The organism is Pirellulales bacterium, from assembly GCA_019636345.1.
Classification (GTDB): domain Bacteria; phylum Planctomycetota; class Planctomycetia; order Pirellulales; family Lacipirellulaceae.
Genome location: JAHBXQ010000002.1, coordinates 321,201 through 347,471, shown reverse-complemented (window position 1 = coordinate 347,471; position 26,271 = coordinate 321,201). Strand labels below are relative to the sequence as shown.

The window sequence follows — 26,271 nt, the reverse complement described above, 5'->3', positions numbered from 1 at the left end:
CACTGCCCTGGAGCCGCGGCCCAACGCTTGATACAAGCCCGACTTACGACGATTCGCGGCGAGCAGTCCGCGCGTGGCGTCGCGGCATCATCGTCGGGGCGGTCCGACGTCCTCTGCGCTGCACCGTCGGCTCGGACATTTGGGGGACGCGATCCAGCGCCATGCACGGGCTACCTCGCAATTCGAGCGGACCAGTGCGCCGGCCCGTCGGCTGCGCGCGGTTGTGCGGGTTGTGCCTCGCAATCAGTGCGTTCGCACCACCGGCAGCAAGAGCCCAAGAACCGGCCGCTGCCGCGCAAGCGCCCGCCTTGCTCGACAACATGGATCGCGAGCAGCCGTCGCTCGTGTTGCTCAACCCGGGCGCGACGATCCGCGTCCTCCACCATGCCTCCGATCAATCGCGCAGTCGCTTCGGCTCGGGGGCCGAGCAACTGGTCCTCGCAGCGCCCCCCGGCGAGTCGGCCCAGGCCGCCTACCGTCTTCCCCAAGCGCCGATCCTGTCTGAATTGACGGTCTCGGCCTGGTTGCGCGCGAACCGTCCCGGAACGCGCCTGGCCGGTCTGGTCGTGCTTCCCCGGTCGCTCGCCCCCTCGGGACAGCCGCGGCGATTGCTCGTGTTCGGCGATGAAATCGCCGGAGCCGACGAGTGGGTGCGCCTCTCGCTGCGCAACCTCGGACCCGCGCTTGAACGCCAAAGTCGCATCGTGCGCAGCGAGGGCGCCGACCGCTCGTCGCCGCACGCCCAAATCGACGAACGCGAAGCATATCTCGAATCGCTCGTGTTTCTCTGCCCGGGCGGAACGGGGCCGACCGAACTGCTGGTGGATCAGATCACGCTCCACGGGGTGGTCCGCGACAGCCGTCGCGTGACTGAGACCGGGACCGAGCCGGTCGGCAACGCCGCCCCCCAGCCGCCTCTCCCCCCGTTGCCGCTCGCTCCGCGGGTGATCCAGTGGCAGGGGGAATCGTTCGCCCTGCTGCGCGAGTTGGGCTTCGACGCGGCGGCGTTGGGACGCTTGCCGACCAGCGAAGAACGGCGCGCCGCGCGCCGTACGGGCCTGTATCTCGTCTGTCCTCCGCCGCGCGAGGAATCGGGCGTCGTGATCGATCCGTCGTTCGACATCGTCATGGCGTGGGACCTGGGCACGGCCGCCGCGGAGCCGCTGGCCGTGGAAGACATGCGGGGCTGGGCCGAGTGGCTCAAACGCACCGACCCGCAGCGCTCGCGGCCCACGTTGCTGCGCCCGGCGACGCAAGTCCGCGAAGCGAGCCGCCTGAGCGACGCCATCGTGCTCGACCGGCCCACGATCGGCAGCTCGCTCTCGCTGGCCGCGTTCTCGACCTGGATGATGCACCAGCAACGAGTGGCCCGTCCCGGCACGCCGGTTTGGGCGACGATTGACACGCATCACGCAGGCCGGCTCGCCGCCCAGCTTGCCGCAATGCAGTCGGGCCGGGCGCCGGTGGTCCCCGCGCACTACGCCGACATGTTTCGCTGGTGCGCGGCGACGTTCCCCTCGCGGCCGACCGGATTCTACTTCCGCAGCGAGGCGAGCCTCGCCGCGGCCGATCGCGGCAACCGGGTGCGGGCCCTGGCGGCGGAGTTGCTCAACGAACGGATCGCGGTTGTGCAGCCGTGGTTGGCCCGAGGCAAGCAAGTCGCGGCGGCCCGCTCGTCGCGCGACGACGTGACGGCGATCGTTCTGCAAACCGAGCGTTCGCATCTGATCGTGCCGATGATCTGGGACGAGTCCGGTCGCAGCGAACCGATCACCGCCGAACGCCCGTTGGCCCTGGTGCTGCCCGGGGTGCCCGAGTCGTCCGAGCCGTACCTGCTGGGAGGGGTCTCGGCGCGGCGGCTGCGATCGCAGCGCGTCGCCGGGGGACTGCGCATCACCGTCGAAGACCTGCCTCGCGACGGGCTCATTCTGCTCACCGAAGACGGGCAGGCGTACACCCAAATCGAGCGACGGCTGCGCGGCCGAGCCCAGCGAACGGTCGACCTGCGGATTCAGATGGTCGAGCTGAAGCGACAACAGGCGGCCGAGGCATTGGGACTTTTGCCTCAACCGCTGGTCGCCGCCGCCGAGGTGCAGGGCGTGCTCCACCGCATTGCGGCGCTCACGAAGTCGACGCAGGACTCGCTGGCTGCCCGCGACTTTCACGCCGCCTACGATTCGACCGTCGAGGCCGACGCGGCTCTCGATCTGCTCGAGCGTCGCACGGTTGAACGCGTCGCGGGAGTCCAGGAGCCCGGGACGAGCCCGCTGCCGCTCCGCTGGGAAGCGGCGCCCGACCATGTGCGGCTCGCGGCGGCAATCGCTCGCAGCGCCGGTCCGTGGCGCCCCCTGCCGGGGGGAGAATTCGAGAACCTCGCCGAACTCTTGCAACATGGTTGGCGACACCTGGAGTATCCGCTGCCGGGAGTCGCGACCGGCGTGCGATTGTCTCCCGAAGCGCCCTACCAGGGGCAGTTCTGCCTGGAGCTCGAGGCCCGTTCTGTGCGAAGCGACGCTGCGCTCGCGACGCCAATCGTCCCGGTGTGGATCACGTCGCCCGAGGTCGTCCTCCCCGCAGACAGCCTGTTGGAGGTGACGGGGATGTTCCGCTCGACCGAGCCGCTCCTTGGTCCCGACGAGGCGCTCCTGGCGTTCGACTCCCTCGGGGGCGAAGCCCTGGCTTTGCGGCTCAAGCAAGCTCCCCAATGGCGCCCGTTTCGCTTGGCGCGTCTGACAGGCGCCGGCGGCGAAACCCGGTTGACGTTCGCCCTGGACGGGCTGGGGCGGGTGGAAATCGACTCGCTGAACTACCGCATCATCCCGCTGGGCGCCGCGGCGAGCGGCGGGACGGCCCCGGTTCGGCTCGAGGCCCGCACGCCAGCCGGAACGCCGCGCTAACGGCCAGTTGTCAACGGGGACCGGCCCGCGGGAACTTGGGCCCGCACGAGACGGGAGTCTCGTCGGCGAGTCTGGTAGTGATCCCATTTGCCAAATTGACGGGTGGCAGGGGTCGAACGAAGTGAGCCCCCTGCGGATTCCCTGGGGGCTCCGCTGCGCTGCGACCCCAGGCGCCCTTCCAACGGCGCAAATGGGATCACGACCCCGAGTCTGGCATCCTTGTCGCTTGGCGCGACGCAACTTATACTCAGTCCTTTACTTGGGACGCGGCGGGGACGGCGGCGGGGACGCTTGCCGGCGCCGCTCGGCGAGCCGCCGAACCGGTCGCTTCCTGGGTGCGTAACAGCGGACACGTCGTGGTGTGCGCTCGCGGCGCGAGCGTCGCCGGCGGTCCCTCGTCCTGCTTCGCACCGGTCCGCGCCCCCGCAGCTTGGCGAGCGAGGACCTCCCGTCACGCGTTCGTTATTTGATTCCTCGCACCGAACAAATACGTCCATGAGCGAAGAAGTCGTACTGCAAACGCGGGCCCTCTCGAAGGTCTACCGCGATTTCTGGGGCCGGCAAAAGGTCCGGGCCCTCAAAGCGCTCGACCTGGAGGTCCGCCGCGGCGAAGTCTTCGGTTTGTTGGGCCCCAACGGCTCCGGCAAGACGACCACGATGAAGCTCGTGCTCGGGCTGCTGTTCCCCACCGAGGGCGAGGCGCTCGTCTTCGGCAAGCCGGCCAGCGACGTTTCGAAAAATGAACGGCTCGGCTACCTCCCCGAGGAGTCGTACCTGTATCGGTTTCTGACCGCCGAGGAGACGCTCGACTTCTACGGGCGGCTGTTCGACATGCCCGCGTCGGTGCGGGCCGAGCGAGTCGACTCGCTCATCAAGCTGGTAGGACTCGACAAGGCCCGCAAACGCCCCCTGCAGGAATACTCCAAAGGGATGACCCGCCGGATCGGCCTGGCCCAAGCGCTGATCAACGACCCCGAGTTGATCCTGCTCGACGAACCGACCAGCGGTCTCGACCCGATCGGCACCCGCGAGATGAAGGACATGATCCTGCGGCTCAAGGAGCAGGGCAAAACGGTGGTCATGTGCAGCCACTTGCTGGCCGACGTCCAGGACGTGTGCGACCGAATCGCCATCCTCCACCAGGGCGAGTTGAAAGAACTGGGCCGCGTCGACGAGTTGCTCAAGGTGGCCGACGTCACGCAGGTGAAGGCCCGCAACCTGTCGGCGGACTGTCAGCGGGAGATCCGCGAACTGATCGCCAAGCACCAGGGCGAGCTCTTGTCGATGGACAACCCCACGACGACGCTCGAAGACCTGTTCCTGGAAATCGTCCGCGACAGCGAAGCGCGTCCCGGGCGGCGCAGCCCGACGGCCGCGGCGCCCCCGGCGAGCTAAGAAGCTCGCGGCTATGGGGGTGTGTTGTCAGTGGTTCGTGGTCAGTTGTTATTTTGAGCACGCTTTCGAATCGCCCCCCCATCCGCAATCCGAATTCCGCATACGCAAATCCCCATTCCCCCTTCCGCCTTTCCCCTAAGTTCCCCGCACACGCCCGATGGTCGTAGAACGCCAGATTCTGCCGTACGTCCAATGGCTTCTCCACGGAGAGGACGGACTGGGGGCGTTACCGCGGTTTGGCTTGATCTGCGTCGGTATCGCACTCGCTGCGTTCATTCCTCTCCTTTGGCTCTCACGCCTTAGGTTCGGTAAAACGCGTGGAATGATGTACGCTGCGGACCAAGCGTATCGAATGATCGTCGATACGTTTGCTGAGATATTCGGGACCAAGTTCCGCCGCGTCTGGGCCCTGGCCGCACTGGCGATCAAAGAAGCTTGGCGGCGCCGAGTGTTCGTCGCGCTGGCCGTCTACCTGGTCGTACTGCTGTTCGCTCAGTGGTTCTTGACGACCGACCATTCCGAGCCGGCCAGGCTGTACCTCAGCTTCGTGCTCACGGCTTCGACGTACCTGACGTTGGGGATCGGGCTAGTCCTCAGCGCGTTCAGCCTCCCCAACGATTTCAAGACCAAGACGATCTTCACGGTCGTCACCAAACCGGTCCGGGCCGGCGAGATCGTGCTCGGCCGCATCCTGGGGTTCACGATCATCGGCACGTCGATGCTGGCTGTCATGGCCCTGGCCAGTTACGTGTTCGTCAACCGATCGCTCGATCACGTGCACGTCGTCGAGTCGACGGCGATGGAGAACGTCACCGACTCGGCCGGCAAGTTTCTGGGCGTCGACGGCGTTTCGGAACGGGCGATGTTTCACAAGCACGCGATCGAGCTGGACGAAGACGGCGTCGGCTGGGCCCTGCAGGAACGGGGACACACGCACAACGTCGAGAAAATCGGCGACAAGTACGTCATGTCCTCGCCGATCGGGTTCATGAAAGCCCGCGTGCCGCAGTACGGCAAGCTGCGGTTCATCGACCGCAACGGCGTCGAGAAGGACGCCGGCATCAGCGTCGGCATGGAGTGGAAGTACCGAAGCTTCATCGACGGCAACACTCAGGCCGCGGCGATCTGGACCTTTGAGGGCCTCGATCCCGATTCCGACGCCGACTATCTCGACGTCGCCCTCACGGTGCGCGTCTTTCGCACGCACAAAGGGGTCATCGGTCGACCGATTACCGGCACGATCCGACTGCGGAACCCCGACGACGGCAAGACCAACGACGCCCAAGCCTTCTCAGCCCTTGACCAGCAAGTCGACGAGCGGAGCATCGGGCGTTCTCTGTTCGACGCCGACGGCAATCCGCTCGATCTGTTCCAAGACTTGGTCAGCAAGGACGGACGCTTGGAACTGATCGTCCAGTGCCTGGAAGGGGGCCAGTATTTCGGCTTCGCCCAGGCCGACTGCTACGTCCGGCAGCCGGAGGGAGACCACCGCACCAACTTTGTGAAGGTTTGCCTGTCGATCTGGGTGCAAATGGTCATCGTGATTGCGATCGGCGTGACCGTCAGCACGCTGGTCAGCGGCCCCGTGGCGATGCTCTTCACCGCGGCGTTCATCCTGCTGGGCTTCTTTCGCGCGTTCTTCGTCGACGTCGCGACCGGCGTCGAGTACGGCGGGGGACCCGTCGAGTCGCTCGTGCGTCTGGTGACGCAAAAGAACGTGATGGTCCCGCTCGATCCCGGCGCCGGCACGACGATCGTGAAGTCCCTCGACGGCGTGTTCAAGGGCTTCATGTGGTGCGTCGCCCAGGTGCTGCCCGACTTCCGTTCGCTCAGCGCGGTCCGCTACGCCGCGGACGGATACAATGTCCCCTGGGACCGGGTGTGGCAGGATTTGACCGTGTGCGGCGCCTATGTCGCGGGGCTGTCGATCCTCGGGTTCTTCCTGCTGCGGACTCGCGAGGTGGCTCGATGAACCAGAACAATTCGCTCTATCGAAAAGTGGCTTATCTGGCGGGCATCGTCGCGCTGATGCTCCCCTTGTTTTGGCTGGGGCAGCCCGCCACCCGCGGCGGCGGGGCCGAGAGCCAAGGGGGCAAGCTCGAACAACTCCGCCGCGAGTACGGTCTGGGCCAAGCCGAGATCGGCGACATCGACCCGGCGAGCGAGGCGATCCGCTTGGCCACCCTCGGCGCCCGCGGCATCGCGACGACCATGCTCTGGAGCAAGGTCAACAACGACAAAATGACCGAAGACTGGACGGCGATGGGCGCCACGCTCGAACAGCTCGCCAAGCTCCAGCCCTACTTCATCAAGGTCTGGACCTATCAGGCCTGGAACCTCACCTACAACGTGTCGGTCGAGTTGGACGACGTGAAGGACCGCTTCTTCTACGTCAAGCGGGGGATCAAGTACCTGCTCGAAGGAATTGTCTACAATCGCGACAATCCCGCGCTGCTCAAGGACCTCGGCTGGTTCAACGGCAACAAGGTGGGACGTGCCGACGAACACGAGATCTATCGCAAGCTGTTCAAGGCCGACGACGAGCTCCACGCCCCCGACGTCCGTTCCGAGTTGCGCGACAACTGGCTCGTCTCGAAGGACTGGTACAACCAGGCGGTCAGCGCCATCGACGACAAGAAGAAGAGCCTGGGGCAAATGAACCCCACGACGTTCTTCTCCAACCCCGGCAAGTCGCAGATCAACTACGCCGAGGCGATCGAGCAGGAAGGCGCCTTCGGCGAACGGGCCCGCTTGGCCTGGGCCTCCGGCGGGCGGATGTGGCGCGAGTACGGCAATCGCGAAATGGTCTCCTCGATCGGCGTGCCGATCCGCCTGGAGGACGAAGAGAAGTGGCAAGCCGAGGAGCGGCGTCTCAGCGACGACCTGGACGCGTTGTCGCCGGGACTGCGCGAACAAATGGTCGAGGAAGCCAAGGAGTCGCTCACCCCCGAGGAGAAGCGGGCCAAGGAGAAAACCGAAGAACTCGACGCCAAAGATTACGAACTGATCAGCTCGGCCGATGAGAAGCTTGCGATCACGACCGAGAAACTGGCCGCGCGGATCGCGCGCGACCAGCCCGAGCTGGCGGCCAAGGTGCGACGGATCGCCTCGGAGCTGGAAGACGTTCGCAAGCGAATCCGCATGATCGACAGCAACAGCGGGGTCGCCAACTACAAGTATTGGCGCGCCCGCTGCGATCTTGAACAAACCCCCGAGGCGCTTGCCGCCCACCAGAAGTGTTACGAAGGCAAGGTCGCCGGAATCCTCGGCCCCGAGCCGGAAAAAGCCCGGGCCTTGTACGAGGAAGCGTTCGACCTGTGGGCCAAGGCGCTCGCTCAGTTCCCCGAGCTCGGCCCCGACTCGGCCACCGGCGGCGACGTCATGGTCTACATCGAGGAGTACGGCAAAGTGCTCGAGCGGCTCGACATGAGCCTGGAAGACCCCGAACTCGGCGACAAGTTCCCCCTCTGGGACGTCATCGCCCAGAACGACAACGACCGGTCGTTCGCCGCGGCGATGGCCGCTCGCAACGAGCGGGTCAACAAGGCCCCGCAGGATCGCGAGGCGAAGAGCCTCATCAACCCCGCGGAGGCGTTCACCGACGTGCCGTCGACGCCCGCCGAATCGGTCCCGACCGAGTCATCCCCCGCCGACGAGACGTCAGCCGAGGACGAACCGCCGGCTGACGTTCCCGCCGAGGCGTCGCCGAGCGAGTAGCGCCGCCGCTTCCGATCGTGCCGGCTGTACGGGTCGCGGCAGGCTGGCGCCGTCATTCTCGCTGGACGCCGGGGCTCAGAGGGCTCGAACAGCCGAGCATTTGCCCTTTGCGCCGACGATACTATCTGCAAGTCTCCCGCCCAGCGCGGCGCCTCGCCGCAGCGCGTCCCGACTGCAGAGCTCGACGCCCCATGAGCCGTGGTTCCCTTCGCCGTGCGACCAACCGATCCCTCGGCGGGCGTCCGTTGCGCTTTGAATCGTTGGAGCGTCGCGCGCTGCTCTCGGCCGACTTCGGCGGCCAGCTCGCCGGGTTCACGCTCGATGCGGCGATTGAAGGACGCGTCTACGAGATGACGCCGACGGCTCAAGTCGCCGCGGGGATCGCCGGGGTCGAGCTGCGGCTTCTCGACGAAGTCGGCGTCCCCGTGACGTCGACGTTCACCGACTCAGCGGGGCGCTACTCGTTCGCCGGACTCGCCCCGGGGCTGTACGCAATTCAACAGATCCAGCCCGCGGGGTACCACGACGGCCCCGAGTCGATCGGCGACGGGGGCGGTCAGATCGTCACAAACGACCTCGTGGGCGAAATCTCGCTTGCCGCGTCGCAGCGCGTCTCGGGGTACGACTTCGCCGAGTACGCCCCGCAGAACGCTCCCGCCCCGACGATCGACGGCCTGCCGCGGTTGATCCTCGCCGGCGGAGGCGTCAACGGCCCCGCAATTGCGACGCTCGCCCCGACCGATGCTCGGCTCGGGACTTCCTCCTCCCCGACCGGGTTCGAGCTGACGCCGATTCGTTCTGCGCGGGCCAGCATCGCGGTGCAGGACGCCGACGAGCGAGACGCCGACGACAGGCGCGATCACGTGGACGAGCTTCCCCTGCGGCAACTGCCTGACGAGCCGCTGCGGCGCGACGCGAACGTCGAGGATGCGAACCCGTGGGACGCCGCTCTCGAGTCGCTCGGAGGCCAGTTCGATCTCGCCGAAGCGGACTTCCGCGAGGCGAACCGCGAGTTCAGCGAGGCCATCGTGCGAGCGGATCTGGCGCCTCCTGCCGTGCGCGCCCGTGCGACCGACGTCGCGGCCCGCAGCAAGCCTGCCGCGGAGGAGAGCCGCGCAATCCCGCCGCACACGCCGGCGCCCTCTGCACCGCCGGCCGACGCGCCGGTCGTCAGGCAAGCGGCTCGCCCGGGCTCCGGCGAAACCGCCGCGTAAGGGCCCCGATGGATCGTCCCGCGATCGTCAACTCGCTTTGAGCGATTCCATCTCGGCGTGCAAGGCGTCGATTTCCTTCTGCAGCCGAGCCGGCTCGCCGGGATCATCCGGCTGTTGCTTCGCTCCGGCCAACTGCTGCTGCAGCGACGCGAGCTTCTTGCGCAGCACCTCGATCCGTTTCTTCGCTTTCTTGTCCATCACGGCGTCCAATAGGAGAACAGGCGCAATCGAGATCGAGACGCCCGCATCCGAGGAAAGACTCACTTACGACAAAACGACTTCCGTTCCCTCGTGCAAACCTACTGGTGGAGCGTTCGCAGCACGGCGCCGATGACGACGATCGCCGTCACGGCCAGCCACGACAGGTTGAGCCACTTGCCGATGCTCGCGCGGAACCGCTCGGCCGCGGCCGTCTTGCCGGCAAGCACGGCGCCCAGGAACATCACCGCCAGGGCCAACAGCACCTTGATCCCGAACAGGGCGTGATAAGTCGGCGGCAGCCCGGCGCCTTCGCCCGCCTTGGCGGCGTCGTTGATGACCAGGAAGTTGTAGATGCCGGTCGCCAACAGCAGGAAGGTCGCAATCCCGACCCACTTGGCCCAAATCGCACGCCGATCGGCGAAACAGGCCTCCGCCCCTTTCGGAGCGAGGACCGCCTTCATGTAGAACAGCCCGCCCCCCAGGATCATGGCGCCGAGGATGTGCAGGGCTCGGCTGGCGATCTTGGCAACGTCGATCGGGGTCATAGCCGCGACGAGCGCGGGCAACTCGGCAAGGGAGGCAAACACGTCCAAGCTCCAGTGACGTTCAATGGAAGAGGCAAGCGAGCCCTCGATCGTACCGAGCCTCCGCTCGTCGCGTCTACCCTTCGGCCGGACGACCGCGGCGACGAGCGAGCCATTCGGCCGCGGCGACGAGCGCCTCCTCGCGGGACGAGAGCCGGCCGAGAAGTTGCTCGTCGCGAAGGTGCTCCAACAGCACGGCGAAGTGTTTCCCCGGCTTGATCCCCGCGGCCTTCAGGTCGTCGCCGGTCGCCAGCGGGGGGGGATCCAACTCGGCGGGAGAGAGCGCCAGCGTTTCGCGGAGCCGCCGGACGTGGGGGCTGGCCTCCCCCTGCTCCGCCGCCGCCGCGGCCGTCAACTCCGCGGCCCCCGGATGAATCAGCAACCGCTGCAGCCGGGGCCAGGGAAGCTCGGCCGCGTGGCGCATCTCGGGCAAATGCTCGACGAGCCACTCCGCCAGGCGCCCCTCCTTGTTGGTGAGCCGCCACGTGCGGCAAAGCTCGCGCACCGCCGGCGGCGAAAAGCGATCGACGGTCGCCAGCGCCAGCGCCGCCGGAAGCGACTCGACCGCCAAGTTCTCCAGCCGGCCGAGCGCCGCCTCCCATGCGGTCGGCTCGGCCAACGCGCCGGCGAGTTCCGGCGCCACCGCCTCGAGGAGGTTCGTCTCGCCCAGCAGTCTCATCCCCAAGGCCCGATTGGGATTCGCCAGAATTCGCCGCAACTCGGCCCCGATTCGTTCGGCGCTGACGATCGTCGTCTGCGGGGCCATGTCGCAAATCGCGGCCAGGGTCGCCGCTTCGATCTCGAAGTCGAAGGTCGTTGCGAACCGCACCGCCCGCAGCAGCCGCAGCTTGTCCTCGTCGAACCGTCGCCTCGGGTCGCCGATGGCGCGCACCACCCCGGCGGCCAAATCGCGCTGCCCGTCGACGTAATCGACGACCAACTCGGCGACCGGATCGTAGAACAACCCGTTGATCGTGAAGTCCCGGCGCTGGGCGTCGTGCTCGGCGTCGCTGAACGCGACCGAATCGGGATGGCGTCCGTCGCGGTAGACGCCGTCGGTGCGAAAGGTGGCGACCTCCAGCGGCGAGCTCCCCCGCGGCCCGAGGACGCCGATCACCCCGAACGCAGCCCCAATCGCAATGGTCCGCCGTTTGCCGAACAAGGCCCGCACGATGTCGGGCCGAGCGCTCGTTGCGACGTCGTAATCTTTCGGCTCGCGCCCCAACAGTTGATCGCGAACGCAACCCCCGGCCCAAAACGCCTCGAACCCCTCCCCGCGCAGCGCGGTCACGACGTCGAGGGCGAACTGGCGAGGAGAGGACATGAAAGGTCGAGGGGCGGAAGGAGTGCGGAGCTGCTGAAAATGCCGTCAAGAGCCGCGAGTTCCTAACTCGCCGGCCCTGCGGCGGATTGCCGGTCCATCATTGCTGTGATGTGCTCGATCGCGGCAGTCTGCTCTTCCTGGTTCCAATGGTACGCATGCTCGATCCCCGGATCGAGCAGCACCAGCGTACACTCGGCCAGCGATTCGCCCAGCGCCTCTTCGCACGCCAGGCTGTACGCCAACAGTTGCAGTTCATACCGAGCGGCGGTTGCGGCGACGTTGGCCGCGGCGACGCGGTTCGTCTTGTAATCGAGCAGCCGCCATGCTCCCTCGGCGTCCCGATAAAGGCAATCGATGTAACCGTGAACGTACCGTCGCCGCAGCGCCCCGCCGGCGGCCACGCACTGCGGCGGCCACGGCAGCAGGAATTCGACCTCGCGGCGGACTTCGACCGCCGCGGCCAGCGCGCGACCGCGGGCCGAGGCGACGAATCGCTCCAGACTGTCTGCAGCAACCGCCGCGGCTTCCGCAGGACTGCGCACAAAATAAAGCGGCGCCAGGAACTCGCACCAGGGACGCACGTCAGCCGGGTCGGCAAAGTCAATCCGCTCCAGCACGTCGTGAACCAGCGACCCGAGCGCCCGCCCGGCGACCTCGGCGCCCTCCCGGCGGGGGGGGCAACCTTCCGGGTCCTGGGCAAGCTCGACTGGGGTCGCAGCCAACCGACTCCCCCAGGAAGTCTGGCCGTTCTGCCCGTCGACGCTCTCGGCCAACTTCATCTCGCCCGTGAGCTGCGAGAACGAAAATCGCCGTCGGGCCGCTCGATCCGCCGGAATCCGAGCCGCAGCGGCAGGCAGCGGCGCCATCGCCCCGCCCTCGGACAATCGCACATCGCAAGCCCCGACGATATCGAGCAAATCCGCGCCATGCTCGACGCCGAGGCTGGCGCGCGGGCTGGTCGGCTCCTCGAGAATCGGCTGCACCAGCGGCGCCCGCACTCCCGCGGGGAGCGGCTCGCCGACGTAATCCCCAGTCTGCAAGTTGAACCGTTTCGCCAGCAGCTTCATCGCCTGGCTCTGCGGCTTGGCGAAGTCCTTGACGCTGCTTGAGAGTATCAGCATGTCCGCCGCGCGTGTCGCCGCGACGTAGAACAGCCGCAGCCGTTCGTCCCGCTCGGCCCGATCTTCCAGTGCGCGATAAAGGAGCCAGCCCAACCCATGTTGCTTCTGCTCCCCAGGCGCTACAGGGCCCAGCAGGCGGTGGACAGTCGGTTGCGAGTCCCCCGCCCGCGGCAAGCGAGCGAGGTCGGGGAGGACGACGACCGGAAACTCGAGCCCCTTCGCGTAATGGATCGTCATGATCCGGATGACGTCCCCCTCGGCTTGCGTGGCAGCGGGAGGCTCTTTCGGCGCCCGGGCGACGAACTCCGCCAGTTGCGTCACAAACCCGGCGACGTCCCCGGGCGACGTGCGGTCGATCGCCCGAGCCTGTTCACGCAGTTTGTCGAGGTTAGCCAGTTTGCGGTTCCCCAGGAATTCGGCCTGGAGCAGTGCGTCGTACCCGGTGAGCCGCAGCGCCTCGTCGAGCAACTCGGCGACCAGCACCCGGTCCTTGATCTCCCGCAATCGGGCGAGCGTCGCGGCCCCGCGCCGCACCTTGGCCCCCTCGTGCGCGTCGAGCTGCGGCGGGACGACGCCGGCGACCGCCGCGTCCAGGGCCACGTTCAGCGACCCGTGCGCTTTGTGGAGCCAGTACAACGTCTCGTCGGCAAACGCAAACAGGGGACTCCGCAGCGCGCCGACCAGGGCGATCTCGTCGACCAGACTCGTGACGGATCTGAGCAGATTGAGGACGTCGTACACCTCCTGCTGGGCATAGAAGGCGTGTCCCCCGGCAAGGTAATAATCCAGCCCCTGTTGCCGGAGCGCCTCCTCGTACACCGGCAAGTCGCTGAGCGTGCGAAGCAAGATCGCCACGTCCCCCAACAGGACGGGCCGAAGACGCGACGCTCCGGCGGCGGAAGCATGCGGGATGAGCGGCTGCTGCGAGTCGACCAAAGCCGCGATCCGGCGGGCGATCCACCGGGCCTCGCGTCGCCGGGCCAGTTGCACCCCTCCGGACGGTCGCCCCGCGGCGGCGTGGGCCGCGGCCAACCCGTCGCCGTCGTCGGCAAAGGGGGACCACAGCATCTCGATCGCCGGCAACGGAGTCGCCTGCGACCGATGCGGCACGAGCGGCTCGTACGCCTCGAACTCCTCGCAAAACGCGGCGTTCACAAACTCGAGAATCGCCGGCTGACTGCGGAAGTTGGTCGTCAGCGACAATTGCCCCGCGGGGGGCAAGCCGCTCCGCAAGGTCCGCGACACCTCCGGCTCCGCCCCGCGAAATCGGTAGATCGATTGCTTGTCGTCGCCGACGACGAACAGCCCCGCCTCGCGCCACCGCTCGCCGCACAGCGCCTGCACGATCTCGACCTGCAACGGGTCGGTATCCTGAAACTCGTCGACCAGCAGCAGCCGCGTTCGGGCCGCCAAGTCGCGCTGCACGGTCGCGTGTCGGGGATCGGTCAGCAGCCGATGGGCCCCGGCGAGCAAGTCGTCGAACTCCAACTGATTCCGTTGCCGCTTGAGGGAGCGCAGATTTCCGGCCAGCACCGCGGTCAGCCGCACCAGTTCCGCCGACGTGCGAGCCGCCGCCTGCGTGACGATGTCAGGGGGCTGCTTGCCCAGGATCGTCTTGCCGATCGCGTCGCGCGCTCCCTTGGCAGCGTCTTTGAATCGATCGTGATCGGCCCCGTCGAGCCAGTCCTTCGGCGCGACGGCGATCTTCCGAGGCCCGCCGCGCAAGCGCGCGAGGGCGTCGAGTTCGTCGATCAACTCCCGCGCCGCGCAAGCGTCGCCGACGCCTCGCCCGAGCTTACGCAGCACGACCGCCAGCTCGCTCAACTGCTCGCGCAAGCGGTCGCTGGCCGCCAACAGCGGGTCGGCCAGGGCGCCAAGCGCGGCGAGCGCCTCGTGATCGCGCAGTTCGTCGACGGCCGCCGGGGCGGCGATCTCGTCGTAATGCGCCTGCCAGACGCCGATCAACTCGTCCGGGGAACAGCCGGCCCATCGCTCCAGATCGCGCTCATGCGTTTCTCCCAACAACAGCGACAGATCGCTTCGGAGTCGCGCCAAGCCGCGGCGCGCCGCCAGATCGAGGGCCGCCTCGTCGCGGGCTTCGAGCAACGCCCGCAAACCGTCGTCGACCGCTTCGAGCCGCAAGAGGTCGGCCGCGGCTGCGTCGAGGACCTGGAACTGCGGATCGAGCCCCGCCTCGACGGCGTGCCGCCGTAGGATCCGTCCGCAAAACGCGTGGATCGTGCTGATCTGGGCCCCGTCGATCCCGCGCAACAAGCGCCGCCAGGCGTCCGCTTCGTCGCGCGACCCGGCCTCTTGTTGCCGCTCGCGACAGCGACGACGTATTCGCTCGCGCATCTCGCGAGCGGCCGCCTCAGTGAACGTGATCGCCACCAGCTCGTCGAAGTCGGACGGGACCTCGTTCGCCTTCGGATCGAGCTGCAGCAGAAATCGCTCGGTCAACACGAACGTCTTCCCGCACCCCGCCCCGGCGGCAAGCGACACGCTGCGATCCCGCGCGGCCAGCGCGGCGTGTTGTTGGGAGGTGAGGGACATGGCGCGGGGGAATGGCGAAAGTTTGCAGGGGGCGGGGCGGGTCGTGACCGCTATTCGTGAGCCGACCGGCGGCGGCCGCATGCGAACCGCGACGACCGACGTTTGGTCAACGAACCCGGGGGCCTGGCCCGCGGCTCCGACTCGTGGTGGACGGCATGCCGTTACGCTTGCTCCTCGGCGGGGGAATCCTCATCGGCGGTCATAACGGCGCCTTGCCAGGTTTTTTGCAGGCTGCGGACGTGAGCCACCCGGCACACGGTGCGCATGGGGCAGTATTTGGTGCAGTGCTCGTCGGCGCTGAACACCGGGAACTCGGCGCGGCGAATCCCCGCGACCAGTTCCGCCACCCGCACGAGCAGTTGCTCGCGCGTCGCCTCCCACGTCGGGTCGGCGGCCAGGGCGCCCTCGGCGACGCGAGCCGCTTGAAGCGGGCCCCCTTTGTTCCCCGGCTTGCCGAGCCCCCGACCCTGCACGCTCCAATACCCGGCCGACCACGCCACGGCGTCCTGCGCCGCCAGCAGCAGATCCTCGGCCGCCATCGCGTACAGCGGCAACTGCAACTGCCGGCCGTCGGCAATCTGCTCCGCTTTGACCGCGGCCGTCGCGCTGGTCTTGTAGTCGATGACGTTGAACGCGGTCCGGCCCGCAATCCGCCCCACGTCGATCCGGTCAATCTGCCCCGTAAGCTTGAGCCGCTCGCCGCGGACCGCCAACTCGTACGGCATGTCGGTCGAAAGATCGGCGTCGGAGTCCGATTCGCTGCGCCGACTCCCCGGGCCGAACCGGGCCTCGAAGTACCGGGGCCGCGGCGGCTCGTCCCAGTTGCCGTAGTAGCCGCGATACTGCAGTTCCTGGTCGGCGAGCTGCTCGGCCCAGGAGTCGATTTGCCGACGTTCAATCTCGTACAACGCGCTGTCCAACCCGGACCGCGGAGCGTGTCGCGAGAGTTCCTGAAGCGCCCGCCGATAGCCGTCGACCAACTCGTCGCGCAGCAGCCCAGATTCGTCGCCGCGGGGTTCGCCCGCCGCGTCGAGGGTTCGCCGGCGATGAAGCTCCGCAAGGGTGTTGTGGAGCAACACGCCGCGACGGCCGACGTCGCTCTCCAGCGTCAGCTCCGCCGGGGACTCCAGGGCGAGCACCTTCTCCGCGAAAAACTTGAACGGGCAGAGGGCGTAGGACTCCAGCTGGCTGGGGCTCCAGTAGTGCGCGGGCCCGAAGCGTGCGGCAAACTCCGCGCGGGCGGCGTCGCTGGCGAGGATCCCCTCGAACGGGCCGAACGCCTCGCGGACGGCTCGCTGTCCGATCGCCTCCAACCCGGCGAGAATCGCCCGGCCGGCGGCGGCCGTCTCGACCGAGCTCGCCAGCGAGGCCAACGGCCCGGGCGCCCCGCTGAGGGCCGCGGCGGTCGCAGATCGGCGAGATTCGCTCAGCGAGGTCGCGGCCGCGGGCCCCTCGGAGCCTGCGGCGCCCGGCCCCTCGCCGAGGGAAATCTCGGTTCGCGGCACGCCGCCTGCAAAGCAGCGGACCAACTCGGCGACATAAGGACTCGGCGGCAGCGGCTGGGCCTTCTCGTCGAGGGCCGGGTAGCTGAGCGTCAGTGACTCGATCGGGCGCGTCGCGAGCTGGTAGAACAGCAGCATCTCACCCGCCGCCGGAGGCACGGCCGGCGTCGGCTGGTCACTCGACGGCTCGTCGAGCGCCGCGAGCAACTCCTCGAATCGCCGCTCGCTCGCCTGGCGATCCTCGCGCAGCGGGGCGGGAAACGACTGCTCGCTGAGCCCCGCGAGGAACAGATGCCGGGGTCGAAGATGCCGGGCCCGGTCGGCCCCCACGATGCGGACGCGGCCCGTGGCGTCGCGGCCTCCCGGAGCGCTCGTTTGGGCCCCGACGCTGGCCAACAGGGCGCCAAACTCGACGAGCGACAGCCGGCGCCCGGCGTGCTCGGCGAGCTCATCGGCCCGGAGAATCGCCTCGCAAGACTCGCTGAGCAGGGACCACGCCGCCTCGTCGGCCGGGCTTCCGGCCAACAGCCCCAATCCGCGGGCCAGCCGTTCCAGCGCCGCGACCCACTCGGCCAGCGGCGCGGAACGGGGCAATTCGGCGAACCGCTCGGCCAGCCCGGCGAGGGCCGGCAGCGCCAGCCGCGCCGCATCCGCCCGCGCGACGGCGTCCTCGCGAAGCTCCTCATCCCCGCCCGCAGCCTCGTCGGCCCGGTCGATCCAACTTCGGAGTTGGGCCAGCAAGGTCTCGGCCCCGCTGGCAACCTGAGCGGCTCGGACAGAGCGCTCGAGGGCCGTTTGGATCGCCAGACCCCTCTGTCGGCGGGTTTCGGGCGACGTGTCGGCGGTTTGCGCCGCCTCAACCCCCGCGGTGGCCGCGAGGTCGCCCCACCGAATTTGTCCCAGGCCGACCGTGGCCAGCAGTTGCCGATAGGGCCAATCCTCGGCGTGGAGCCGCACGAGGCCTTGCAGCCATCGAACCAGGGGGGTCGCCCCCAGGGGGGGGCGGGCGTCAAGCCAAATCGGCACGCCGTGGTCGGCGAACACCTCCTCCAACCGCCGGGCGTGCTCGGAGGTTGAGCGCAACGCGACGACGACCTCCTCGGCTGCGACGCCGGCAAGCAGCAACCGCTTGACGCGCCGGGCGACCTCGTCGAACTCCCGCTGGACGCTGGGCGCTGCGACGATCTCGATCCCCGTCGCGGCGACCCCCGGCGGCGCCTCGCCGACGCCAAACAGCCCCTCGGCAATCCGGACAAAACTCGCCGCGCTGGGTGGCTGGGGTCGAGCGGAGCGAGCCCCCAGGGAACGTCCGCTGGGGGCTCCGCTTCGCTTCGACCCCAGCCACCCAGCGACGAGCTCCTCGCGGCACACGATCCGGTCGCGAAGCGCTTGGCGCGTCGCCAGCGACTTGGCAAACAGGTCCGCCCGAGCCGCGTCGGGATCGCCGGCCAGCGTCGGCTCGTCGAGCGTCAGCTCAACAACCGTCTGCCCGGCCTTCTTGGCGATGAGCTGGAGAATGTCGTGCTGCGCGGCGGTGAAGTCGTGGAACCCCGCGACCACGACCAACTCCAACCCGTCCAGCAGGCCGGAGTGACGCTTCGCCGCGTCCCGGGCCGCCCAGAACAGCCCCTCGGCGTCGAACGCCCCCGCAGCGGCGAGCTGACGCTGATACCGGCCGTACAGCCGGGCCAACTCCTGCTCGCGCGGCCCGCGGGCCTGCTTTTGCAGGTCCTCGGCCCAGGCGTCGCGGCGTTTCGCCTCGGCGATGAACTGCGCGACTTGGGCGGCGAACCCGGGGGAGTCGGCCACCGCGGCGAAGTAGTTCAGCCGGCCCCCGGCCCGCTCCTCGGCGATCGCCAGTTCCACAAGCCGCCGCGACTCGATCGGCCCCAGCGGCCGCACCCGGGCTCTGGCGACGGTCAGCATTTGTGCGGCGAACGCGGCGAAGGTCGTCGCTCCCGGCGCCAGGCAGGCGCCCCCCAGCCGCTCGGCCAGGGCGTCGCGGACCTCGGCCGCCGCGGCCCCGGTGGGGGCGATCCAAGCGGTCCTCCCCAAGCGCGGGGGCGACCCGCCAGGAATAGCCGGAGCCGCGCAGGCGGCCGCGTACTGCTCCACAAGCCGGGCCATCTTCCCGGCCCGGGCGGGGCCCAGCAGCAAGGTCGCCCGCGGCTTCACGGCAATCCTGAGGGGGGAGAACGGCAGACGAGGCAAGAGCAACGGGTCAAGCAGATCGGGACTCCGGCCTCAAGCCCCCCGCCTTGGCGGCTCCCTTGGGGGACGCCAAGAACGGCTCGAACAAGGCCGTTCTCCCGCCCGATTGCCGGCAATTCATTGACAGCACGGGCGAAATCGCCGTACACTGGCACCATACCGGAATCCTGCGCTCAGCGGGAAGAGGGTCAGAGGCAGTCTTCTCCCAGCGGCCGCGCTGCTGTCGTCACGATCCGTGCCGACGCCCCGACAGCGATGCCGCCGAGCGGCGCCCTTGGTGTTATTCCCCCCAATGGAACAGGGGGGGACGCCTGCGGCGGCGTGAGACGACCCGCGGAATTCGCCCGCGCTGCGGTCGCCGACCCGCTCAGGGTCGGACCAGCGGCGGGCGCGGCTCCGGCTTCGCACTTGGATTTTTCCGAAGGCGTTTTTTCCGACGGCGTATTCCTTATCCCCCGCCGTCGGCCGTTTTTTTCCCCTTCATTTCCTGTTTTTCGTGTCGAGGAGGTTCCCGATGGAACGCAACAACAAGAGACGAGGTTTCACCCTCGTCGAGCTGCTGGTGGTGATCGCCATCATCGGCGTGCTGGTGGCCCTGCTGCTGCCGGCGATTCAGGCGGCCCGCGAAGCGGCCCGCCGCAACTCCTGCTTGAACAACATCAAGCAGATCGGTCTGGCGCTATTGAACTACGAGAGCGCGCGGAAAGAGTACCCGGCCTTGGGATCGGCCCCGATGGATCCGACGGCCAGCACGTTCCGGATCGCCAACACCAGCGACATCACGAACGCGGCCTCGGCGAGTTGGGTCTTGGGAGACAGCTACAGCTGGTTGTTTCAGTGCCTGCCCTACATCGAAGGGACCACCCTGTACGACCAGTTGAAGAACAACAGCAACGTCGGGGCGACCAACTCGCAGCAATTGCTTCGGTTCTCGGCGACCGGTGCAAACGACACCACGATGCGTCTCATCCCGACGACGGTAACGACCGGCCCCTTGGCCGCCAAGCCGTTCGCCTACGAACAACCGATCGAGGCGTTCCAATGCCCCAGCTACCCCGGATCGTACGAGACGAAGGCCAATTTCGGCACGTCGGGCCGCAAGGCGGCGGTCGGCAACTACATTGCGATGGTCGCCAGCCACCTCAATCGCAACGGCACCGCCGCCGCAACCGATGCCAGCGGCACCCCGAACTGGGTCTATAAGAGCGGCACGACCGCCGCTCCCTCCCGCCAGGGGGGCAACGGCGCCCTGATCGCCGCCCAGATGAAGACCGCTGCTCCGAACCAACGGCGGACCTCGTTTGCCGGCATCACCAACGCCGGCCTTCGCGACGGGACCTCGAACACGATTATGTTCGGCGAATCTCGTGAAGAGAGCTACAGCGCCTGGATCAGCGCGCTGTCGATGTGGGGCGTCGCCGTCAATCCGCAGCAGCAGGGGGCGCAAACGGTCGTCCAGATCCCGACGACCGGCAACCAGCGGTTCCTGACGGCTCAGGCGACGACCCCTCCCGGCAAGCACTCGCTGAATGTCGGCACCCAGGTCAAACGGCTCACCGGACAGAACCCGGGACCGCAGGACCAGGACTACTACATGCGGAGCGCCATTCACCTCGTCGGCAACCCGGCCGGCGATCGCATCTTCGGCCCCTCCAGCGGGCACCCGGGGATCGTTCAGTTCGGGCGCGGCGACGGCGGCAGCTTCTCGCTCAATGACAGCATTGAGCCGGACGTGCTGATCCACCTCACCACCCGCGCCGGCAGCGAGCCCTCGCAGACCATCCGCTAAGGCGGTTGCGATCGCGAACGGCATGCTTACGACCGCCGCGGAGGCCACGCGCCTCCGCGGCGGATTTTTTTGGTTCGAGAGTCATCGCCCCGACAGGGCGGTGAACTCGACGCGTTGACGCTTGGAGTCGGCCTGACTGATGCCTGAACTGCCGCTTGAGATCTCCTGCCGCGACGCGGCCGCCGTCGTCGCCGCGGGCGAAGCGCTGCTCGTCGACTGCCGCACCCCGGAAGAACATGCGATCGCCGCAATCGCCGGGGCGATCTTGATCCCGATGCAGGAGTTGCCGGAGCGGCTCGGCGAGCTCGCCGGGCGCGAGCACGAGCGGATCGTCGTCCACTGCCACCACGGCGTACGCAGCCTGCAGACGGCCCACTGGCTGCGCAGGCAAGGGTTCGCGGCCGCGCAGTCGATGGCGGGGGGGATCGACGCCTGGTCGCAAGAGATCGACCCCGCGACGCCCCGGTATTGAGGATGCGAAGCGAGAACCATCGGGGGCGGGGATCGCGCTCCGCTGCCGCGTCGCGGCTAACAACTCGGCGTTAGCCGCGACGCGGCAGCGGAGCGGTCAGAGCCCCTTGCCAAATCCCCGGCGGTTTGCGATCCTGCGGCTTCGCACTCAGCCGGAGTGGCGGAATTGGCAGACGCGCATGGTTCAGGTCCATGTGCCCGCAAGGGCGTGGAGGTTCAAATCCTCTCTCCGGTACTCTCTCGACTCCTCGGTCATTGAGCCCCCGGCCCGTTTGCCGGGTTTTTTTGCGCATCCGCGCACAGGGCCCGACCTAAGCAAATCTCACGCCCCGTCCTTCATCTGCTGGGCGATCCAGGTCTCCAACTCGTCCCAGTCGACCGCCGGCAGCTTGGTCAAGTCGGGCCGCAGCCGCTTCGCCTCGCGGACGTAGACGTGCTCGATCGCCGACTGCGGCTTGTCGGTGTTCCAATGCAGCAGCACCCGGATGCACATTCGCAGCGAGCCGGGAACGTCGATCTCGTGTCCGCAGATCAGCGGCACGTCGAGCCACCCCAACTGCCGGGCGGCCAGGGCCGGAAATTCCGCATCGACGTCGACCGTGGTCGTGAACCAGGCGCTGGCCAGATCGGCCGGGTCGATCTCGTTGGTCCGCATCAACAGCGCAAGCAGCCGCCGCGTTTCGCGGAGGATTTCGTCGCGCGTGTTCGCGTCGACGGTCGTGGCGCCTCGCACTCCGCGGCAGGGCATGGCAACCGATGGGGGGAAAGGCGGAAGGGGGGACGGGAAACGCACGATTGCCATTCTCGCTGGTCTCGGCTCGCCTGCAAGCAGCGGCGCTGGACGAGTCGGGTCGCGGGGGTCGAATCGCCCCGGGGTTGGGGGCGCTGCTGCGGAGCGCGACTCTCACTGGAATGCGGGCTGATCGGTCTGGGCGGACTCGCCGTTCGGGGCCAAGAAAATCTTTCGGCGATTTTCCGTTGGAGTCGTTGACAGGCGGAAGCCGATCCGTAAAATCCACGAGTCTCGGGGGTTACTGCGAGAGATCGCTGGGAACGACCGAGTCGAAAAAATCTTTGCGGGGCCCCTTGCCCGCTAGCAAAGAAACGCGAGAATCCTCTCTCGCACTGAACGTGCTCTTTGACAATTTGGTGAGTGACCTCTTTTGAGTTGTCGGTCGCAAGGCTGAGGGCGTCTCTTTGCAGACGGCCGTGGTCGGGCGATCGGCAAGCCAGAGCAAGATCGTACAGGCAAGAACGCGTGAGCGTTCCTTGCCGGCAAACGCTTCGAAAGGCTCTTTGACTCCGCTTCGCTCGCTTGCGAACGAAGCGAGCCGGCTCGTTCGCGAGCCCGGCTTCGAGTTAATGCATATTACCAATTGAAGGGTTTGATCCTGGCTCAGAATGAACGTTGGCGGCATGGATTAGGCATGCAAGTCGAGCGTGATCCTAGAAATTGAAACTTCGGTCGATGTTTCTAGGTGAAAGCGGCGAAAGGGAGAGTAACGCGTAGTTACATGCCCTCGGGTCCGGAATAGCTGCGGGAAACTGCAGGTAATGCCGGATAACATCTACGGATCAAAGGTGTGATTCCGCCCGAGGAGTGGACTGCGTCCTACTAGCTAGTTGGTGGGGTAACGGCCTACCAAGGCGACGATGGGTAGCGGGCGTGAGAGCGTGGCCCGTCTCACTGGGACTGAGACACTGCCCAGACACCTACGGGTGGCTGCAGTCGAGAATCTTCGGCAATGGGCGAAAGCCTGACCGAGCGATGCCGCGTGCGGGATGAAGGCCCTCGGGTTGTAAACCGCTGTCAGTTGGGAGGAAGGCTCCGTGAAGAGCGGAGTTTGACCTATCTTCAGAGGAAGTCCGGGCTAAGTTCGTGCCAGCAGCCGCGGTAATACGAACCGGACAAACGTTATTCGGAATTATTGGGCTTAAAGGGTACGTAGGCGGCCTTGTAAGTCGGGTGTGAAAGCCCACGGCTCAACCGTGGAATTGCGCCCGATACTGCTAGGCTTGAGGGAGACAGAGGTGAGCGGAACTGATGGTGGAGCGGTGAAATGCGTTGATATCATCAGGAACACCGGTGGCGAAAGCGGCTCGCTGGGTCTCTTCTGACGCTGAGGTACGAAAGCTAGGGTAGCGAACGGGATTAGATACCCCGGTAGTCCTAGCCGTAAACGCTGAGCACTTGTCTGGGGGCCCACCCATAGGTTCCCGGACGAAGCGAAAGTGATAAGTGCTCCGCCTGGGGAGTATGGTCGCAAGGCTGAAACTCAAAGGAATTGACGGGGGCTCACACAAGCGGTGGAGGATGTGGCTTAATTCGAGGCTACGCGAAGAACCTTATCCAGGCCTTGACATGCACGGATTAACCCGGTGAAAGCCGGGCCACGCCTTCGGGTGGAACGTGCACAGGTGCTGCATGGCTGTCGTCAGCTCGTGTCGTGAGATGTCGGGTTAAGTCCCTTAACGAGCGAAACCCTTATCCTTAGTTGCCAGCGAGTCATGTCGGGGACTCTAGGGAGACTGCCGGTGTTAAACCGGAGGAAGGCGGGGATGACGTCAAGTCCTCATGGCCTTTATGGTCTGGGCTGCACACGTCCTACAATGGCATATACAAAGGGATGCGAACTCGCGAGAGCAAGCAAATCTCAAAAAGTATGCCCCAGTTCGGATTGCAGGCTGCAACTCGCCTGCATGAAGCCGGAATCGCTAGTAATCGCCGGTCAGCATACGGCGGTGAATATGTTCCTGAGCCTTGTACACACCGCCCGTCAAGCCACGAAAGTGGGGGGGGCTTAAAGTCGCTGAGCTAACCTTCGGGAAGCAGGCGCCTAGAGTCAACTCCGTGATTGGGACTAAGTCGTAACAAGGTAGCCGTAGGGGAACCTGCGGCTGGATCACCTCCTTTCTAAGGATTTCTTAGAACGCGTCGCCCCTAGGGCGACGTGATACATGGGGCGATCTTGCCCTTGGCAAAGAGGTCCGCAGTCGATCCGAGAGCTTCGGCTTCTCAGACCGCTGCAAACTCACCAAATTGAATTGAGAAACCCGACTCGGGGTTAGCCGCCCCGGGTCGGGTTTTTTTATGCGCTCGGCGTTAGCCGCGACGCGGCAGCGGAGCGGTCATCCGCCAAACCCCGTCACAAACCCCCATCGCTGACGGGGCTTCCCCTCTTTGAGCGGATTGTCCTCGACGTATCGAATCGCCCGTCGCACGTCGACCGCATCGTCGAGATAAACCTTCCACTGTCCGCGCGCAAAGCACTTGGGAAGCCGGCCGTGCTTGTCGCGCAACCCCGCAAAGGGGTGAATCCCTTCCTCGACAAGCTGCAGCGTCGCTTCGCCCTTGAGCTGGATCACGACCTGCGGGATCGCAATCCGCGCGGGCGCCATGACGAGATGGATATGGTCCGGCAGCACGGCGCAGGCGAACATGCGCAGTCCCGATCGCTCGGCATAGCGGGCGAACCCACGGGCGACCGCTCGAGCTTGAATCCCCGTAAACTGAACCGCGGGACGCTTCAGCGCCGTCTTCGCGGCTAACCTCTCGGCTCGGTCGTGCGGCCGACGCGCAAGCGAACTGGTCTCCGTCGTCTTCGTCGCCGGACCGTGGCGGAACAACTCCCAGGAGCCGACGAACGTCGACCACGATCCGCGCGGATCGTTCGTGAGCCAGAACCCGTAGGCGCCGAAGATGACGTGCGCGGCAAGCATTGGCGGTTTCCTGCGGTTTCTTAGTGTCAAACTCCGCTCCGCTGCCGCGTCGCGGCTAACGCCGATTGACCAGTTAGCCGCGACGCGGCAGCGGAGCGTTGAAGCACGCCACCCCTCGCGGAACCGCTAACCGCCGAAGTACTCCGGTTCGTTCCCCGGTTTCCACTTGATGTTGCACCCCAGACTCGGCTTCTGCGGCTCGGGGACCGGCTTGCCGGCCAGCACCGCGTCGAGCGCAGCCCGCAGGTCCTTGCCTGTCACGGGGATCCCGCTCTGCGGGCGACTGTCGTCGAGTTGGCCGCGGTAGGCAAGCTTGCGATCCTTGTCGAACAGGAAGAAATCAGGCGTGCAGGCCGCGCGATAGGCGATCGCGACCTGTTGGTCCTCGTCGTACAAGTAGGGAAAGGCGTACCCGCGCTCCTCCGCCTCGGCGACCATCCGCTCGGGACTGTCGGCCGGGTGGGTCGCAACGTCGTTGCTGCTGATCCCCACGACCGCCGCGCCCCGGGCCATGTATTCGCTCGTCAGGCGGGCGAGCTCGTCGGCGACATGGATGACATAGGGGCAGTGATTGCACATGAACACGACCAGCAGCGCCGGCGCGTCGGCGAAATCGCCGAGCGAGACGGTCCGCCCGTCAACGTTCACCAGCGAGAAATCGGGGGCAGGCGTCCCCAGAGGAAGCATCGTGCTGGGAGTGCGAACCATGGCATGGGTCTCCTGAGGAATGGTCGTCGTGGGTCAGACAGTATGGTCCTGGGACTCGGTTGCGGGCAACCGTCCCTTGGTTAGTCGCAATCGGTTCGTTGACAGCCGCTGGGCGGTTCTCGATAATTCCGCCGGTCGGGAAGACCGCGATGGGCCGCACTAACCCCCTGCCAGCTAACGACCTTCGGCCGGAGCGCACGCCCCGGTCGAACCCTCGGCGCCGTTCCGACGTATAACGGGGAAACCACTGACAATCCCCGCCCTCTGCGGATGAATCCTCCCGCGACCAATCCCGCCACATGAACTAGGAAAGCGCAGGTGCACGATGGGCGTAGCCGAGATCAACGACGACAATTTTGAAAGCGAAGTGCTGCAATCGGCCGAGCCCGTGCTGGTCGATTTTTGGGCCCCGTGGTGCGGTCCCTGCCGGCAAATCGCCCCCGTCGTCGAGCAATTGGCCGGCGAGAACAGCGGCTCGGCGAAGGTCGTCAAGCTGAACGTCGACGATGCCCCGATGTCGGCCCAAAGCTACGGGGTGAGCAGCATCCCGACGCTCATGGTGTTCAAGGGGGGCGAGGTGGTCGACCGGTTCGTCGGCGTCCAACCGAAGACGCGCCTGCAGGAAGCGATCGACGCGGCCAAGGCGTAACGCCGCGGGCGACGACCTGCGATCAGCAAAGAATCAGTCAATCGAGCCGGCGCCCCAAGGGTCGCCGGCTCGATTCGTTTCGGCGGCGCCGCTAGCACGGCGTCAAAATCGGGGATCAAGCGAAACTTTCCGGCCCCTCGTTGCCGATGGTAACGATTGAGTCGACTTTGCGGGCGATGGCGGCGGCGGCACGCTGCGCCGACGCGACGCTTGCA

At 66.9% G+C, this 26,271-nt stretch carries 16 protein-coding genes, 1 tRNA gene and 1 rRNA gene; 10 read left to right on the top strand and 8 right to left on the bottom strand.

Going from position 1 to position 26,271, the window contains the following annotated elements:
• Positions 1-308 precede the first annotated feature (308 nt).
• From KF688_05205 to KF688_05185, 5 genes are all read left to right on the top strand, one after another.
• Positions 309-2,897, top strand: a complete 2,589-nt coding sequence (locus KF688_05205; protein ID MBX3425058.1) for a hypothetical protein — start codon at positions 309-311, stop codon at positions 2,895-2,897.
• Positions 2,898-3,392: 495 nt separating this feature from the next.
• Positions 3,393-4,292 (top strand): ABC transporter ATP-binding protein, encoded by a 900-nt coding sequence (locus KF688_05200; GenBank protein ID MBX3425057.1) that lies wholly within the window; start codon positions 3,393-3,395, stop codon positions 4,290-4,292.
• A 322-nt stretch (positions 4,293-4,614) separates the two neighbouring features.
• Positions 4,615-6,264 (top strand): hypothetical protein, encoded by a 1,650-nt coding sequence (locus tag KF688_05195; protein MBX3425056.1) that lies wholly within the window; start codon positions 4,615-4,617, stop codon positions 6,262-6,264.
• On the top strand, positions 6,261-8,009 hold the full coding sequence (locus KF688_05190) for a hypothetical protein (GenBank protein ID MBX3425055.1): 1,749 nt from the start codon (positions 6,261-6,263) through the stop codon (positions 8,007-8,009). The genes KF688_05195 and KF688_05190 overlap by 4 nt, the downstream gene beginning before the upstream one ends.
• Positions 8,010-8,200: 191 nt before the next feature.
• On the top strand, positions 8,201-9,223 hold the full coding sequence (locus KF688_05185) for a hypothetical protein (GenBank protein MBX3425054.1): 1,023 nt from the start codon (positions 8,201-8,203) through the stop codon (positions 9,221-9,223).
• A gap of 27 nt (positions 9,224-9,250) precedes the next feature.
• On the opposite strand, the gene KF688_05180 is transcribed toward KF688_05185, so the two are convergent.
• From KF688_05180 to KF688_05160, 5 genes are all read right to left on the bottom strand, one after another.
• On the bottom strand, positions 9,251-9,421 hold the full coding sequence (locus KF688_05180) for a hypothetical protein (GenBank protein ID MBX3425053.1): 171 nt from the start codon (positions 9,419-9,421) through the stop codon (positions 9,251-9,253).
• A gap of 101 nt (positions 9,422-9,522) precedes the next feature.
• On the bottom strand, positions 9,523-10,011 hold the full coding sequence (locus tag KF688_05175; GenBank protein MBX3425052.1) for a hypothetical protein: 489 nt from the start codon (positions 10,009-10,011) through the stop codon (positions 9,523-9,525).
• A 73-nt stretch (positions 10,012-10,084) separates the two neighbouring features.
• Entirely contained in the window at positions 10,085-11,332 is a 1,248-nt protein-coding gene (locus KF688_05170; GenBank protein ID MBX3425051.1) for a CCA tRNA nucleotidyltransferase, read from the bottom strand.
• A gap of 62 nt (positions 11,333-11,394) precedes the next feature.
• Entirely contained in the window at positions 11,395-15,006 is a 3,612-nt protein-coding gene (locus tag KF688_05165) for a UvrD-helicase domain-containing protein (protein MBX3425050.1), read from the bottom strand.
• A 161-nt stretch (positions 15,007-15,167) separates the two neighbouring features.
• The gene (locus tag KF688_05160) at positions 15,168-18,683 is read right to left on the bottom strand and encodes a PD-(D/E)XK nuclease family protein (GenBank protein MBX3425049.1); all 3,516 of its coding nucleotides are present in this window, start codon (positions 18,681-18,683) and stop codon (positions 15,168-15,170) included.
• Positions 18,684-19,233: 550 nt separating this feature from the next.
• On the opposite strand from KF688_05160, the gene KF688_05155 reads away from it, so the two are divergent.
• The 3 genes from KF688_05155 (at position 19,234) to KF688_05145 (ending at position 21,214) form a co-directional block, all read left to right on the top strand.
• On the top strand, positions 19,234-20,508 hold the full coding sequence (locus KF688_05155; GenBank protein MBX3425048.1) for a DUF1559 domain-containing protein: 1,275 nt from the start codon (positions 19,234-19,236) through the stop codon (positions 20,506-20,508).
• Positions 20,509-20,647: 139 nt separating this feature from the next.
• Positions 20,648-20,980 carry a rhodanese gene (locus KF688_05150; protein ID MBX3425047.1) on the top strand — a complete coding sequence of 111 codons (333 nt, stop codon included), beginning with the start codon at positions 20,648-20,650 and terminating at the stop codon, positions 20,978-20,980.
• A gap of 150 nt (positions 20,981-21,130) precedes the next feature.
• Positions 21,131-21,214, top strand: a tRNA-Leu gene (locus KF688_05145).
• Positions 21,215-21,301: 87 nt separating this feature from the next.
• Here KF688_05145 and aroH read toward each other — a convergent pair.
• Positions 21,302-21,727 (bottom strand): chorismate mutase, encoded by a 426-nt coding sequence (gene aroH / locus KF688_05140; protein ID MBX3425046.1) that lies wholly within the window; start codon positions 21,725-21,727, stop codon positions 21,302-21,304.
• A 625-nt stretch (positions 21,728-22,352) separates the two neighbouring features.
• On the opposite strand from aroH, the gene KF688_05135 reads away from it, so the two are divergent.
• Positions 22,353-23,893, top strand: a 16S ribosomal RNA gene (locus tag KF688_05135).
• 215 nt (positions 23,894-24,108) lie between these two features.
• Here the strand turns inward: KF688_05135 and KF688_05130 are convergent.
• Both KF688_05130 and KF688_05125 read right to left on the bottom strand, forming a co-directional pair.
• A complete protein-coding gene (locus tag KF688_05130) occupies positions 24,109-24,699 on the bottom strand; it encodes a transposase (protein MBX3425045.1) in 591 nt (196 codons plus the stop codon).
• Between the two features lie 126 nt (positions 24,700-24,825).
• Positions 24,826-25,407 (bottom strand): thioredoxin family protein, encoded by a 582-nt coding sequence (locus KF688_05125; protein ID MBX3425044.1) that lies wholly within the window; start codon positions 25,405-25,407, stop codon positions 24,826-24,828.
• A 325-nt stretch (positions 25,408-25,732) separates the two neighbouring features.
• Here KF688_05125 and trxA point away from each other — a divergent pair, with 325 nt between their 5' ends.
• Positions 25,733-26,056, top strand: coding sequence for a thioredoxin (trxA, locus tag KF688_05120; GenBank protein ID MBX3425043.1), 324 nt, complete (start codon positions 25,733-25,735; stop codon positions 26,054-26,056).
• Positions 26,057-26,271 lie beyond the last annotated feature (215 nt).